Source organism: Acetivibrio clariflavus DSM 19732 (genome assembly GCF_000237085.1).
GTDB lineage: Bacteria > Bacillota > Clostridia > Acetivibrionales > Acetivibrionaceae > Acetivibrio > Acetivibrio clariflavus.
This window is the reverse complement of record NC_016627.1, coordinates 3,767,559-3,782,072: the sequence shown is the minus strand read 5'-3', so window position 1 is coordinate 3,782,072 and position 14,514 is coordinate 3,767,559. Positions and strand designations below refer to the sequence as shown.

Genomic DNA, 14,514 nt, shown 5'->3' with positions numbered 1-14,514 from the left:
TTGATAAAAAGCTTCAATTCTAATTTATACCTGAATAAACTTGACTTAAGGAAGAACACACAAAAATATACCGAAAAAATGAATTTCAGTTTTGACATTATTGATGGTGCATTTAATTTCCCTTGCCTGTGTCTAAAGTATTTTACTATCCTATATTCTACATCATCATCTCTTAGAATTCAATGAATGTACTTATAAATTAAAAGGTCAAAAGTCCATCTGTGGTCAGAGAGGAGGCAATCATCACATAATAGCTTACCATCAACTGTAGCACCATTGCAAAGCTTTGTAATAGCTTTCTATCAGTTAACACTGCATATAGTTTGAACACTTGCCACAGTTAAACTAATCTGGCTCTAATGCAGTAATTATTTTTGTGAAATATGAAAGCATAATTACAATTAATATTAAACCATATATACAAAACCGGAAAAATATAATGTCATATGTTTTGCTTAGTATTAGTAAACTAAAATTTACAAGTTTTATTGAATTAAGAACGTATGTTTGATATAATTTTATGTTTATTATTATGGAGATAGGAGATAAGAAAATGATTAAAAGAATGCCAACCCATTGTGGGGATGATACTTGCCCTTCTTGTGTTATTGCAGGGGATTATATATTTCTTGCACATCATGCCGGTGGATTTGAGAAGAATGATATTGTATATCAGATGGAAGCATGCTTCAATAGCTTGAAAAACACTTTGCAGTCTGTTGGTGCATCTTTGGATGATATGGTTCAGATTCATTTGTACCTGAAGAATATTGAGGATTTCAGAAAGGCGAGAGATGTTTTTTATAAATATTTTAAAAATGGTTTTCCTGCAAGAATGTCAACAACGACGGATTTTGTTAACCCTTCTTGTTTGTGTATGCTGGATGGAATAGCATATAAGAAATCCTGAATACATTTACAAAAGATTGGCTTGGTTGAAGGGGGAGTATAATATATATTAAAGATTTACTTCAACCTAGTTATTACTCCTCACCATCAAATATATATCTATATAAGAATAAGAACCGAAACCGCCAATATTGTTTTGAAAGTTTACACCAGAGTTTTACATCTGGCTATGTTTTTTGCAATATGCTTTACTAAACAGATTGAATGTAATTATAAATTAGGTTCACTTTCTTTTGATGCAGTAACCTATTTTGTAAATGTATAGTGTTCCATGCCTAAATATTTAAAACCGAACTCACCTAATAATTGTTTCCAATCTATTTTCAAAAACTGCTTAAATTCTTTAGGCTCAAATAAGCTTGGAAATATTGAAAATAAAACGTAGGCTATTGGATGTTTTGGCCAATCCCATTCTATAATATATAATTTGCCCTTTGGTTTCAGAACTCTACCTATTTCAACCAGTATTAAATCTATTAGTTCTTGGGGCATTTCATGAAATGCAAGTGAAATAGTAACAAAATCAAAGCTGCAACTTGGAAAATCCAATTTAGTTGCATTCATTTCTATAAAAGATGTATTGGTAATCTTATTTTTAATAGCCTTGTTTCTTGCTACTTTCAACATATCTCTTGATAAATCAATTCCGATTACTGTATTGTTGATATTCTTTTTACCTATAGCAATTGTACTGTTTCCAGTACCGCAGCAAACATCTAAAACTCTTACTTGCTCATCGGGTATTTGGTTTGCCAACCCTTTTCTTGGATTAGCTTTTTTATTAGGGAAAACAATTAAGTCCATTAAGCCATATATTTTAGATAATACTCTATATAATGTTCTCACTCTACTTTCATAACTTGCTATATATTTACACCTCACAAGGCTCTAAAATTTCTACAATAAAAATTGAAAAATCTTTATTCCTTTTTTGCCAATACATTAGCATTAATTTTGTTCCTTTGTTTTATTAGTACCAGTTTTAGGATATATTCGATCCCATAAGCAATTAGTAATATCAAGGGAATAATATCAGTTATATGCATACTGCATCTTCTTATGCAATATGAACATATGAACAATAATTCATGTATAAACAATACCTTATGTATCGGTAAAAATCAAGACATTAAATTTATCTGAGATATTGAGTATGTGATAAATAATGGACTTGTGGATATAAGTCTTAATGTATTGTCATTCATAAATTCTGATTAGGTGGCTAATGCTTATTTTATCATATGAAAGTGTGAATGTTTCAACCAGTTTTTCAGAAAGGTAGTATCAACAACATGATATATCCACTTTTTACCTTCTTTGACTTCATATTCAATTTCACAAATTTTACCTTCAACTTTACATACAAAATTTCTTATTTCTTTAATTGTACAATATGGGTACTCTTTAATGGCTCTGTCTTCCTTGATTGGGGGAGTAATTGCTCCGGTAAGGTCTATTAGTCCATCATATTTTTCTGCCAAAATTAAGGCTAAATGTCCCAAAATCCTATGACTGTCAGCATCATTGAAAAAAGCTGTTATAGCTATCTCATCCATTGGAGTAAAGCCAAAATAATTTTTAATTTTATTTATCTGATGTTCTTCAGTTTTTTCATATTCAGGGATACTAAAATTCATTCCAAATGGCAGCCCAATTCCATTATATGTGTAACCTAAAAAGCTTACGTTTTCAATCCAAAAGTTATAGCTACATGTTTCATAATTGCTCTTTTCAATATTACTGCTTATTTTTCTCAAGAAGGCAATAATTTCTTCTTTTTGTGCATCATCCAGTTTACCTTTTAACATGATGTTTACACTTGGGCCCACTTAGAAATACCCCTTTCACATAAAAATTCAAATTCCAAAATGAAGTATTTGGTAATTCTCATTTATAACCTTCTTTGCAAAAGACATTAATTTATTAAACTGTCCTATTACTTCATCCCTATCCAATTCAATGACTTCATATCCTCCTGAGCTGATATCTTCACCTTCTGTCCAGGAATAGCTTCCGGTAAGAATCAACACAGGTGGACTGTTTTTAAATAGGTCTGACCAAGCTTTAAGTATATTATAAAGTACTATTGCTCCTTCTTTATCAATCATAGTAATGCCGTAATAATTCAATCCATACTCTCTTTCAGTTGAATTTGCTGTTTGAGCCTGTGGAACCCATTTTAAAGAATCATATATGTATAGAATTATATCATCATGTATTTCAAGAACATCTTTATTTACTCTTATATCATTAAGATTAATTTTTTCTTTGCATTCTTCTTGAGTTAAGAGAACAAACTCATGGACTAAAGCCATTTATATCACCTTTATAAAAAACTTTTTATTTAATTCTATCATCATTTCCAAGGATATACAATTAAATGTTCTGTTCTAACAGGGCATAAGAGTTTTTCTAAACCCATACCTATAAACCTTCAGTGCGTATTTCGGATATATATGGGCTTTTTCTTAATTTAGTCGAATCTCACAGAAGTAATTAATAAAATCTTGTATATTTTTAACTTAGCTTTAGATTATGGATTTAATTTGCAAGAAGTATTTACAAGGGTGTATTTAAAAGAGTTTGATATGACTCCTGAAGCATATATATTGTTGAATTCTACTTCCTGTATCAGTCTATTCGGGTAATACTAAATTCTAATAATAAATAATTTTATTGAACACCAAATAAATATATGGTAAAATTATGTAAAATAATCTTAAAAGGAGTGTTTTGTTTGAAAGTAGTAATTTCTTTTAAATTAAGTATTGTGCAAAATCAAAGAGAGGATAGTGAACAATAGAGGAAGCAAAACTTAATTGAATGGGTTTTATTCCTCTATTGTTAGTAACGATAATAATGGAGGAATAGACGATGAGTATAATTAAAGAAAATAATATTTTGTACAACGAAAGATTCCCTCTTTCAAATAAATATGATCCAGATTGGATATTAGACAACTCTATGGGAATAAACGCTTTATGGCTTACAGAATGGCTATGTGAAGTTATCGAATTAAAACCTGGCATGAGAGTCCTTGACTTAGGTTGCGGAAGAGCCATAAGCAGTGTTTTTCTCGCAAAGGAATTTGGGGTTCAGGTATAGGCATATGATTTATGGATAAACGCTACAGATAATTGGAACAGAATAAAACAACAGGGACTTGAAAGTAAAATTTATCCCATACACGGTGATGCGAGAAACATGCCTTTTGCCGAAGGGTTCTTTGATGCAATTATCAGTGTTGACTCATATATTTATTTTGGCACAGATGATTTGTATTTAAATTACCTGCAGAGTTTTTTAGTTCCCGGAGGAACATTGGGCATTGCCTTGCCTGGGCTTATGAAAGATTTTGAGAATGGTGTTCCTGAGCATTTAAAGGACTTCTGGGGTCAGGACTGCTGGAGTTGGCATACAGTTGACTGGTGGAAAAAATTATGGGAAAGAACAGGCTTGGTCGACATTAAAGTTGCCGACATAATGCCGGAAGGCTGTATGATGTATGTTAAATGGAAGGAAGCCCAGGATGAGGTTGGAAAAAATCCTTGGCCGCAGGATACTGCCATTCTTAAAAAGGATGCAGGTGAATATGTAGGATTTGTTAGACTTGTAGCCACAAGAAAGTAAAACCTGTATATGAAAATTTAGTCTGAGTATCATAGAAGGACAATTGATTAAAATAATGAAAGACCTTGCAATGATATAAATGCAAGGTCTTTTTTGACTTTAGAACATTGTGAAAGACGCAAAATCCCAATTGTAAATATTTCATTTCTTTTATGCTGCTTTGGTATAATTTTTATATATGGATTTGAAATGGAGTGAGAAAATAATGGCTATAATTTTTATGAGATTTCCGGGGGAAAGTTTGAAAACGGCAAGACTATGAAATAAAGCCTGTAAATTAGACAGTACCGATAGGCTTTCTATGAAAATTAATTCAATCATAGAAAGCCTATTGTTTAGGGGCTTTCAAAGACCGAGAAAGCCTTGGATTATTGTGTATACCGAAAGAAGCAATATAGAGAGTTGTGGAATCTTTATCAGATACATTCTTTCTAAATGTTGTAATAAATAGTATAATGATTACATGAATATGTATTTGTGTTCCTTTGTTTTACGGCTATTAGTTTACTACTGTTTTGAATGGGAGAGTATTTCTGAACTAAACAGTCGAACCGGACAGGAAAATATCGCGTTAAGCCCTAAAAATGAAAAAATTTTTTGAAGCGTATTGTAAAACTAGTTTCAATAATTTTGATTATATGTTGTCTATTTTTGGTTGTTACACCTTTTGTTGCGATGCCTGTTTTCCTTAACCGGCATGTTGACTACAAGGGCTATGCCACAGAAAATTATCCTTTACAGGACATATACTTTGCTTCAGATTATTCCCTTGAAGAGAAGCAGATGTATCTTGCAACACAAGATGGGCTAAAAGATGCCTTAATTGCAATGTCTGCATATTCATCTTTTGAGGATGTGGTAATAGATGTGATGGAGCAAAACCATATACCTCGTTTTATCGGAGCCATAGAAAAGCCTTTTGTGAAACTTTCACTAAAAATGTTGTTTGGTAGTAATAAAGTAAATGAGTTAAAGCCGGTAAAACAAATTAAAAATGCCGGAGAACGTCCTGTTTTGCTGGTTGCTTGCACTGGAGATGCCAGTGTGCCGGCAGTAAGTACCGAAAGGTTGAAAAAAGCAAATCCAAAGGCTCAAACATGGATTAGGGATTCATGAGAACTGTCTTTTTCTTTTCCATACAACCTCCTGTAAAAAGCATGAAACTTTTTTAATTTATACATAATTTGAACGTATTTGGTTTATACTGTGCCAAATCATTATATCATCATTTCCTATGTATTCCAAGCAAAATAAAAGAACGTAACGGATCAAACTCTAGAATATCAAAAAATACCTCGGAACTTTTCTCTTATAGTTCTCATACTCAGCACCGAACATAGATAATAAATGCTTTTCCTCTTGAAGTATCAGTCGGTGAAAGGTTATTAAGTTTATGACTAATACAAATAAGGTGAGAAGGTTAGAGTAGGTAAAAAATAGACCGATAAACATCAAGTAGAAGCCGATAAATGCAGGATTTCTACTATATTTGTAGATACCGTCGGTTACCAGCGTTGTTTTTGTGTTTTTATCTATACCCACTCTCCATGAATTTTTCATAAAAATTGCTGCCGAAGTAAATGTACAGACTCCTACAGCTGTTAAAAATATGCCTGTATATGTTGTATAGGTGTTGATAAATAAGTAATCAAGAAATGAGGACAATTTATTATGAAATATGATCTCGAATATCCAAGTCAGCAGCCACAGTGAACTTGATATGCCAACAGACATTTCTGTACAATAAATCGAAAAATCTTTTTTTCCTTTTGCCAATACATTAGCATTTACTTTTTCCCTTCGCTTCAAAAATACCAGTTTGAGAATGTAGGCTGCAGCAAAAGCAATCAGTAATACCAATGAAATAATGTCGGATATATCCATGTTAATCCCTCCGGCATATATGAATATATGAACAATGTTTCATATTTATATTATACATTATAAACTGAAAGGAATCAAGATAAGCTTAGCGCAGGTTTGAGCCCGACCTTCTGTTATTATTGCTTTGGTAAGATACTTTCTGAAAAGAATGGTATAATGTTAAAAGGATAAACTGTTAAATATATTTATTTTACATGGTAAAGGGTGTTAACAATGCTTATTGAACATTCAAAGTTTTATGCTGTTAAAAACTTTATATATTCAGAAGGAAGGCTTTTAGAAAGAAAATTGTTTCAGTACTTTTTTGAGAATGGTTCAAAGGAAGCTTGTGTCAAATCATTAATAGCATATCAAAATGATGATGGGGGATTCGGCAATGGCATTGAACCGGATTTATTGACTCCAAGCAGTAGTGGGATTGGCATAGAAACAGCTTTATACATAATGGATATCCTGGATTACCCTGACAAAGAAATTTTATCCGGTATATCCAATTGGCTGATTAATAACATAAATGACCAGGGCTATATTCATCATCCGCCGGCAGATTTAAAAGATTATCCGTACCAACCATGGTGGGAAAACCCTAATAAGGATAGAGTTTTATCCATTGCAGGGTTATTGGAGAAACTCGGTGTCAATAGTGGATATGGTGAGGATAAAATACTTGATTATGCCATGCAAATCGAAATTCCTTCAAAAATTGAGTTTTACAGTTATCCGTTTTTTATTTATGCATTATATAATAAGAGTTTTCCAAAGGGACAAACTGTTATTGAGCAGTATTTGCAAGACTTTGAATTGTTTTTGGAACAGAATGCAAATCATTATCCGCTGTTTAGCAGATATTGGTATCATGCAATTCCTTTTATTTCCGAGGATATAGTTGACAAATGTGCAAAAGTATTTGTTGATAGTATTAAAGAATGCGGAAGCATTGTTAACCCTTATCCTCAACTGCCTAAATGGGATGCGCTTTTCACTTTGGATGGTCTAATGATTTTAAAGAAGTTTAGAAAATTTGATTAAAGTGAGGGCATGTGCGTAAAAACTCATAAAGAAAAAATTTAATATGAAGAAAAGCAAAAAACACTCTTAAAACTTGAGAGTGTTTTTTGCAAACTTTGATACTTATTGGTTCTGTGCAAATTGATTTTAGATGGTTGTCCAACCGCCGTCTACTGTTAACAACTGTCCTGTAGTGTAGCTTGAAGCATCTGAAGCAAAGTATATGAGAGCTCCGTCAAGTTCGCCGTCCCTACCTGGCCTTCCCATAGGGCATCTTGAATTTATATATTCCAGAAAATCCTTATTTGACAAGACATCTTCAGTCATTTCGCTTGGGAAGTATGCCGGACCAATTGCATTGACGGTGATATTGTATTTGGCCCATTCATTGGCAAGTGCCTTTGTAAGCATCTCAAGCCCGCCTTTTGTGGTACAATATGCAGTTATGGGCAGATCCTTCATTGCAACGGTGCTGTGTATGGAACCGATATTGATTATTTTACCGTATCTTTTTTCAATCATAATTTTTCCTACTTCCCGGGCAAAGTAATAAGCACCGTTTAGGTTGACACTCATCATGGTTTCCCACAACTCATCCGACTGTTCTTCGGCCGGTCCGGCCATGCCAATGCCTGCATTGTTTACCAGGATATCTATGGTGCCGAAATATTCCTTAACTTTGCTTACAGTGTTTTTTATTTCTTCCGATTTTGACACATCACATTTTAAAGCCAAACATTTTACACCCAACTTCTCTATATCTGCTTTTACCGCTTCTAACTTTTCAATTCGCCTTGCAACAATTGCTACATTAGCGCCCTGTCTTGCCAGTGCTTTTGCAAATTGGACACCTAATCCTGAAGATGCGCCGGTTACAATTGCTACTTTTCCTTTCAGATCAAACAAATCTGACATATTGCATCCTCTCCTTATTTATTGTGTCATATTATTAATACCCATCAAATGCTTTATAATAACAAAATTTCTAGCTATTTTATCCAATGGGAGGTATTATTTTGAGACGCTGTAACAGTATCAGCTTTATTTTTGCTTAAATTATTGCTGTTTATGCGTTTATCTTACAGTTTTGCCGAATTATGAGACGGTTAAATTTATGAGTGATGAAAATTGACAGGGGGTAGATACAGTAAAACGTATAGAAAAAGGGTATTTGATATTATATAATAATTTGGGAAAATATATCCGAGGGAGAATATGTTAAATATAGAAGGGATGATAAATATGGATTTTTTGGAGTTGGCAAAGAAGAGATATTCTGTTAGGAAGTATCAGTCTAAAAAGGTGGAAAAAGACAAGTTATTGAAAATTTTAGAAGCGGGCAGAGTTGCACCTACCGGCTGTAATAACCAGCCTTTCAAGCTAATAGTCGTACAGGAGGAAGAAGGGCTTGAAAAAATCAAAAAAGCGGCGAATATTTTTGGAGCACCTTTGGCTATTATTGTTTGCGGAGATCATAATGCAGTCTGGAAGAGGCCTTTTGACGGCAAAAATATTCTAGATATAGATGTCAGCATTGTTACTGATCATATGATGCTGCAGGCAACGGAATTGGGGTTGGGCAGCGTTTGGATATGCTATTTCAAGCCCGATGTTATTAAAGCTGAGTTTAATTTGCCGGATCATATAGAGCCTATAAATATTTTGGCAATAGGCTATGCCGATGGTGAGGCAGCATCACCCGACAGGCATGAAAAACTCCGCCGTCCTTTGAGCGAGCTTGTATCCTATGAAAGTTTGTAAAAAAGAAATTTTACTGTAAGTCACAGCTTTTCATATCTAAATATATTCTGAATGTTATACCGTACGATAAATATATGTAGATTTTATCTTGTGCACTATTGTTAACTGAAATATTAAAAATTAGTTGACAATAGTGTCTTGTTTTTATATACTTCGGAATAGAGCCTATTTTGGATAAAAAACGAAGGGGGAGAAAACATGGAAAGCAAATCAAAAACTTATTACTTGGCAAGTGTTGGAATAATGGCTGCAGTTATTTGTATTCTAGGGCCTTTATCTATTCCTATTGGTGTAGTGCCTATTTCTTTTACAAATCTGGCTATCTATTTTGCACTTTATACAATCGGTATGAAAAAGGGAACTATTAGCTACATAATATATATGCTTATCGGTTCTATGGGAGTGCCGGTATTTTCCAGATTTACCGGTGGCCCTGCAAAGCTCGTTGGTCCGACCGGTGGATATCTTGTGGGATTTATATTTATGGCTCTGATTTCCGGATTTTTTATCGATACTTTTTTTGAAAAAAGATATTTATGCTTTGCAGGAATGGTATTAGGCACTGTGGTATGTTATATGTTTGGGACTGTTTGGCTGGCCTATCAAGCTAATATATCAATCAGTAAAGCATTGTCTTTAGGCGTAATTCCGTTTATACCGGGAGATTTGGCTAAAATCGCAAGTGCAGCTATAGTAGGTCCTCAAATTCGCAAAAGTTTAATCAAGGCCAATTTGTATATGGCTTAAAGTATTAGTCTGTTTTGTTTTTTACAAAAAAAGATAGGGGCATCATGCCCCTTTGATTTTTTATTTATAGTTGAAAAGGCAAAATAAAAGACTCCATAGGCATAATGCTGTTGGAGTCTTTAAGAATTAAAATTATTTTGAAACACTCTCATATGCCCATTCCAACCACTGGCACAACAATTCGAGATCGGATTTTTCTACTGTTGCACCGCACCAAATTCTTAAACCAGTTGGTGCTTCTTTGTAAGAGCCTATATCATACGCGACTTTTTCTTCTGCAAGCAGTTTTATCATGTTCTTAAGCTTGTCTTCCGGTAAATCAACGGTAAAACATACACTTGTATTTGAACGGTATTGTTTTTCTTTGGCCAGGAAATGTATCCAATTGTGTTTTGCAACAAAGTCTTCGAGTACGCTTAAGTTTTCTTCGCTTCTTGCAATCATGGCCTTAAGTCCGCCTATGGACTCTGCCCATTTTAGAGCCTGGAGATAGTCTTCGTTACAAAGCATGGACGGAGTATTGATAGTGGAACCTTCGAATATTGATTCATCGAGTTTGCCTTTCTTCTTTATTCTGAATATTTTTGGCAATGGCCATGGTGGATTATATGACTCTAATCTTTCAACAACCCTCGGTGATATTACAAGCATTCCGTGGGCAGCTTCACCGCCTAGAACTTTCTGCCAGGAGAAAGTCAGGGCATCAATTTTATCCCAGGGAATATCCATGGCAAATACAGCTGAAGTTGCGTCACATAGGGTTAATCCCTTTCTGTCGCTTGGAATCCAATCACCGTTAGGGATTTTTACACCGCTGGTAGTACCGTTCCAGGTAAATACCACATCGTGGTCAAAGTTTACCTGACTTAAGTCTGGCAATTCACCGTAATCGGCAGATAATATATTGACATTTTCCAGTTTGAGTTCATTTTTGATGTCGTTTGCCCAGCCTTTTCCGAAGGATTCAAAGACTAAAACATCCACCGGTCTCGGACCCAAAACATTCCACATAAGCATTTCGAAAGCACCGGTATCGGAAGCAGGTACTATACCGACTTTATAATCTTCAGGAATATTAAGTATTTCTTTTGTTTTTGCTATGGACAATGCCAGCTTTTCTTTTCCAAGGCTGCTTCTGTGGGACCTTCCTAAAGGTGCATCCTTCAGTTCATCGATGGTGTATCCGGGATGTTTTGCACATGGACCGGATGAGAAGCATGGATTTGAAGGTTTGTTTGCAGGTTTCATATTGTTCACTCCTTATATATTATTTTTAAGTTGATTTTTAACTTATGTATAAATAAAAAACCCTCGACCCTAAAACATTAAGGACGAGAGATTATACCCGTGGTGCCACCTAGATTAGTTAGAAAACCTAACTCACTCATTGCAATAACCGTTGCGGCGGTTTGGCTCATCGCCAACGTCTCAAGGGTGGAATATCAAGTGTACTTCGGTTGATTTGCACCATCCATCAACTCTCTTATACGGAAGTGTCCACTGTTTTCCCCATCATTGACTTAACCTTATTATTAAATAATATTTTAGTATATTTTATTATATTCTGCGATATATTTCAAGAGTATTCTTATATTTCAAGTATAATGTTTAAACTTAAGGTTTAATGTCAATAATCAATTCGGGTGATTCTATGTTTGGAAAAGATAAGAAAAAAAAGTCGGGTAACAATAACATTGATTCAGAAAGTAATAAATCAAAGCAAGATAAAGAATTGGGAAAATCACTGGAAGACAATATAAATCTTGTTAAAAGTATTCTTTCAGACGATGAAACATTGGTTGTCAGGCGTTTTCAGAACAAGTTTCTGAAAGCTGCAAAGTGCTGCATTATTTATTTTGATGGTATGGTTAATCAGTTAATCATAAATGAAAGTATTATCAAGCCTGTACTTGACAGCAATTTGACTCAGGATATATCTGCCAATAATTTGCTGGAAGAATTGCAGTTCAAGGTTTTGGTTAACAATTATCTTGTTTCCAGCAGGAATGTTGACAGTGTTGTAGATGCTATTATTTGCGGCGATGTGGTATTTTTTCTCGATGGATATGATGAAGCGTTGGTTATAAGGGCAAACGATTGGGAAAAAAGAGCTATAACAGAACCCGAATCGGAAAGATTGATGCGTGGACCGAGAGAAGGTTTCACAGAGTCTCTCGAGACTAATCTGGTTTTGCTTAGAAGAAGGATAAAATGTCCTCTATTTAAGACAGAATTTAGAGTAATCGGCCAGAGGACTCGTACTAAAGTCTGCGTATGTTATATAAGTGACATTGTGTCATTAAATATTTTAAATGAACTCAGGAGACGTTTGGATGATATAAATATAGACGGCATAATAGATTCCGGGTATATCCAGGAATTAATACGGGATGAACCTTTTTCACCTTTTTGTACGGTAGGCTACAGTGAAAGGCCGGATGTTGTTGCTGCAAAACTGTTAGAAGGTAGAATAGCAATTATTGTTGACGGAAGTCCGGCCGTTTTAACCGTTCCTTATATTATAGTTGAAAATGCTCAGGCAAACGAAGACTATTACAATAACTATATTCTGGCTTCCTTTAACAGATTTATTCGTACAACTGCAACCATTTCGGCAGTGACTATACCGGCTGTTTATATGGCTATAGTTACATATCATCAGGAAATGCTGCCCACTCCGGTATTGTTGAGTTTTTCGGCGTCAAGGCAGGGGGTTCCTTTTCCTACGGCATTGTCCTTTTTCATTATGCTTTTGATATTTGACATTCTCAGGGAGGCTGGAGCAAGAATGCCTTTGTCCATCGGACAGGCAATTAATATTGTCGGTGCCTTGGTATTGGGTGAGGCAGCGATAAATGCAAAACTTGTAAGTGCGCCCGTAATAGTTATTACAGCTGTGTCAGGCATATTAACCCTGTTGAATGCAAGAATGTTGACTGCCATAATATTTACACGTTTTTTTCTGCTGTTTATGGCTTCGATATTGGGGATCTATGGAGTTATATTCGGATTTTTGATTATAGTTCTTCACCTTTCAAGTATGCGGTCCTTTGGGGTTCCGTATTTGCTGAGCATAACCAGAATAACCGACCATGACGGGCAGGATTCCTGGATTCGAGCACCATGGTGGACTATGACTTTGCGGCCTAAAATTATTGCCGCAAGAAATCTGGTTAGGCAAACAGTAGGAAAGAACAGGAGAAGATAGTATGGTAAAAAAAATAAGAACGGTAATGCTTCTTTTACTTATTTCTTTATCCATGTTATTTCTATCGGGCTGCTGGAACTATCGTGAAATTGATGAAATAGCCATAGTTGCAGGAGTTGCTGTTGATAAAGGAATAAATAAAAATTACTTAGTTACTATGGAAATTGTCGAATTGAGAGGAGGCACTGAAACCCAACTGCTGACCAAGATTATTTCATTAGAAGGAAATTCGATGTTTGAGGCTATAAGGAGTATAATCTCGTACATAGGAAAAAAAGCTTACTGGAGTCATGCAAAAGTTGTTATTGTCAGTCAGGACATTGCAAAAGAAGGTTTGGTGAAGATTATAGACTGGTTTAGCCGCGATACTGAAGCCAGAGAAAATATTTACTTGCTGGTATCTAAGCATGAGACAGCAAAAGAAATATTTGAGGGAAAGCCGGTAACAAGTGAAGTATTATCCTTTCAATTGGAAAAAATGCTTCATAACCAGAGAAATTTAGGGAAAGCTCCTGCTGAAGATATCAGACAATTTATAAATGTACTTTCGACAGAAGGAGGTAATCCTGTAGCACCTGTAATAAGTATTAAAGATATAAATGGCCAAAAGAGGGTTGAAATTATTGGAACTGCTGTTTTTAGGTCAGACAGGCTTGTGGGATTTTTAGATGAGCTCGATACACAGACAATGCTCTTTATACAAAATGAAGTAAAAGGAGGCGTAATTTACAGTGAAGAAAAAGTAGCGGGCAGTTATGTTACACTGGAAATATTTAAAAGCAAAACAAAACTGAAACCTATCATAGACGAAAATAGTCTGGCGATGGAAATAGATATTGAAATAGAAGCGGCAATAAATGAAATTAACGATATAGGGGATGTGATTGGAGAAGATGGACGGACACAGCTTAAACATCATTATGAGAATTTGATTAATAAAAGAGTTACAGAATTAGTTGAGAAAGTTCAAACACAATATAACACAGATATATTTGGATTTGCAATAAAGCTGTATAGGAATGAACCCCGTTTGTGGAAAGAGATTCGGGGGAGCTGGAAAGAAGAGTTTCGCAACTTGAAAGTTAAAACAAACACAAAGGTTAAAATAATAAACAGTGCTCAGCTGGCAAAACCTTTTGAAGTGGAGGAGTAAGCATGTTTGTCTTGGTACTGGCAGCTTATGTCTTGTTGGGAATTTATGAATTTGTCCCGCTTTATAAGCAAAAACAGTGGAAGGATTTTTTTGTGAATTTGGCGCTTGGGATTATTTCTCTTTGCATTGGATTGCTCTTAAGTTTGGATGTAGATTTTATAAGCCCGATACTTCCAATAAAGAATTTACTGAAAACACTTTGGGGAGAGTAGGT

At 34.8% G+C, this 14,514-nt stretch carries 16 protein-coding genes and 1 other annotated feature; of the genes, 10 read left to right on the top strand and 6 right to left on the bottom strand.

From position 1 onward, the window contains the following. Positions 1-553: 553 nt before the first annotated feature. A complete protein-coding gene (locus CLOCL_RS15840) occupies positions 554-910 on the top strand; it encodes a RidA family protein (RefSeq protein ID WP_014256284.1) in 357 nt (118 codons plus the stop codon). A 245-nt stretch (positions 911-1,155) separates the two neighbouring features. Here the strand turns inward: CLOCL_RS15840 and CLOCL_RS21250 are convergent, their stop codons facing one another. From CLOCL_RS21250 to CLOCL_RS15825, 3 genes are all read right to left on the bottom strand, one after another. Next, a complete protein-coding gene (locus CLOCL_RS21250) occupies positions 1,156-1,755 on the bottom strand; it encodes a class I SAM-dependent methyltransferase (RefSeq protein WP_051411213.1) in 600 nt (199 codons plus the stop codon). Between the two features lie 383 nt (positions 1,756-2,138). Further along, a complete protein-coding gene (locus CLOCL_RS15830; protein ID WP_014256282.1) occupies positions 2,139-2,738 on the bottom strand; it encodes a DUF6368 family protein in 600 nt (199 codons plus the stop codon). A 27-nt stretch (positions 2,739-2,765) separates the two neighbouring features. Beyond that, on the bottom strand, positions 2,766-3,224 hold the full coding sequence (locus CLOCL_RS15825) for a hypothetical protein (RefSeq protein ID WP_014256281.1): 459 nt from the start codon (positions 3,222-3,224) through the stop codon (positions 2,766-2,768). Between the two features lie 559 nt (positions 3,225-3,783). On the opposite strand from CLOCL_RS15825, the gene CLOCL_RS21245 reads away from it, so the two are divergent. The 3 genes from CLOCL_RS21245 (at position 3,784) to CLOCL_RS15815 (ending at position 5,655) form a co-directional block, all read left to right on the top strand. Next, a complete protein-coding gene (locus CLOCL_RS21245) occupies positions 3,784-4,014 on the top strand; it encodes an SAM-dependent methyltransferase (RefSeq protein ID WP_052306609.1) in 231 nt (76 codons plus the stop codon). A 15-nt stretch (positions 4,015-4,029) separates the two neighbouring features. Then, positions 4,030-4,539, top strand: coding sequence for an SAM-dependent methyltransferase (locus tag CLOCL_RS21240; protein WP_338029067.1), 510 nt, complete (start codon positions 4,030-4,032; stop codon positions 4,537-4,539). Positions 4,540-5,190: 651 nt separating this feature from the next. Further along, a complete protein-coding gene (locus tag CLOCL_RS15815; protein WP_014256280.1) occupies positions 5,191-5,655 on the top strand; it encodes a hypothetical protein in 465 nt (154 codons plus the stop codon). 159 nt (positions 5,656-5,814) lie between these two features. Here the strand turns inward: CLOCL_RS15815 and CLOCL_RS15810 are convergent, their stop codons facing one another. Further along, positions 5,815-6,423 carry a methyltransferase family protein gene (locus CLOCL_RS15810; RefSeq protein WP_014256279.1) on the bottom strand — a complete coding sequence of 203 codons (609 nt, stop codon included), beginning with the start codon at positions 6,421-6,423 and terminating at the stop codon, positions 5,815-5,817. 213 nt (positions 6,424-6,636) lie between these two features. Here CLOCL_RS15810 and CLOCL_RS21235 point away from each other — a divergent pair, with 213 nt between their 5' ends. After that, a complete protein-coding gene (locus CLOCL_RS21235) occupies positions 6,637-7,452 on the top strand; it encodes a hypothetical protein (protein WP_014256278.1) in 816 nt (271 codons plus the stop codon). A gap of 126 nt (positions 7,453-7,578) precedes the next feature. Here CLOCL_RS21235 and CLOCL_RS15800 read toward each other — a convergent pair whose 3' ends face one another. Continuing rightward, the gene (locus CLOCL_RS15800; RefSeq protein WP_014256277.1) at positions 7,579-8,346 is read right to left on the bottom strand and encodes an SDR family oxidoreductase; all 768 of its coding nucleotides are present in this window, start codon (positions 8,344-8,346) and stop codon (positions 7,579-7,581) included. Between the two features lie 327 nt (positions 8,347-8,673). Here CLOCL_RS15800 and CLOCL_RS15795 point away from each other — a divergent pair, with 327 nt between their 5' ends. Together CLOCL_RS15795 and CLOCL_RS15790 are read left to right on the top strand one after the other, a co-directional pair. Beyond that, a complete protein-coding gene (locus CLOCL_RS15795; RefSeq protein ID WP_027621935.1) occupies positions 8,674-9,192 on the top strand; it encodes a nitroreductase family protein in 519 nt (172 codons plus the stop codon). Positions 9,193-9,390: 198 nt separating this feature from the next. Continuing rightward, positions 9,391-9,939 carry a biotin transporter BioY gene (locus CLOCL_RS15790; protein WP_014256275.1) on the top strand — a complete coding sequence of 183 codons (549 nt, stop codon included), beginning with the start codon at positions 9,391-9,393 and terminating at the stop codon, positions 9,937-9,939. A gap of 132 nt (positions 9,940-10,071) precedes the next feature. On the opposite strand, the gene CLOCL_RS15785 is transcribed toward CLOCL_RS15790, so the two are convergent. Beyond that, complete coding sequence (locus CLOCL_RS15785; RefSeq protein ID WP_014256274.1) at positions 10,072-11,187, bottom strand: phosphoserine transaminase; 1,116 nt, start codon at positions 11,185-11,187, stop codon at positions 10,072-10,074. A 76-nt stretch (positions 11,188-11,263) separates the two neighbouring features. After that, positions 11,264-11,464, bottom strand: a binding site (T-box leader). Between the two features lie 126 nt (positions 11,465-11,590). Here CLOCL_RS15785 and CLOCL_RS15780 point away from each other — a divergent pair. Genes CLOCL_RS15780 through CLOCL_RS15770 form a run of 3 tightly spaced genes read left to right on the top strand, consistent with a single transcriptional unit; the run spans position 11,591 to position 14,512 of the window. After that, positions 11,591-13,147, top strand: a complete 1,557-nt coding sequence (locus CLOCL_RS15780; RefSeq protein ID WP_148263797.1) for a spore germination protein — start codon at positions 11,591-11,593, stop codon at positions 13,145-13,147. 1 nt (position 13,148) lies between these two features. Further along, positions 13,149-14,300, top strand: coding sequence for a Ger(x)C family spore germination protein (locus CLOCL_RS15775; protein WP_014256272.1), 1,152 nt, complete (start codon positions 13,149-13,151; stop codon positions 14,298-14,300). 2 nt (positions 14,301-14,302) lie between these two features. Next, on the top strand, positions 14,303-14,512 hold the full coding sequence (locus tag CLOCL_RS15770) for a hypothetical protein (protein ID WP_014256271.1): 210 nt from the start codon (positions 14,303-14,305) through the stop codon (positions 14,510-14,512). Positions 14,513-14,514 lie beyond the last annotated feature (2 nt).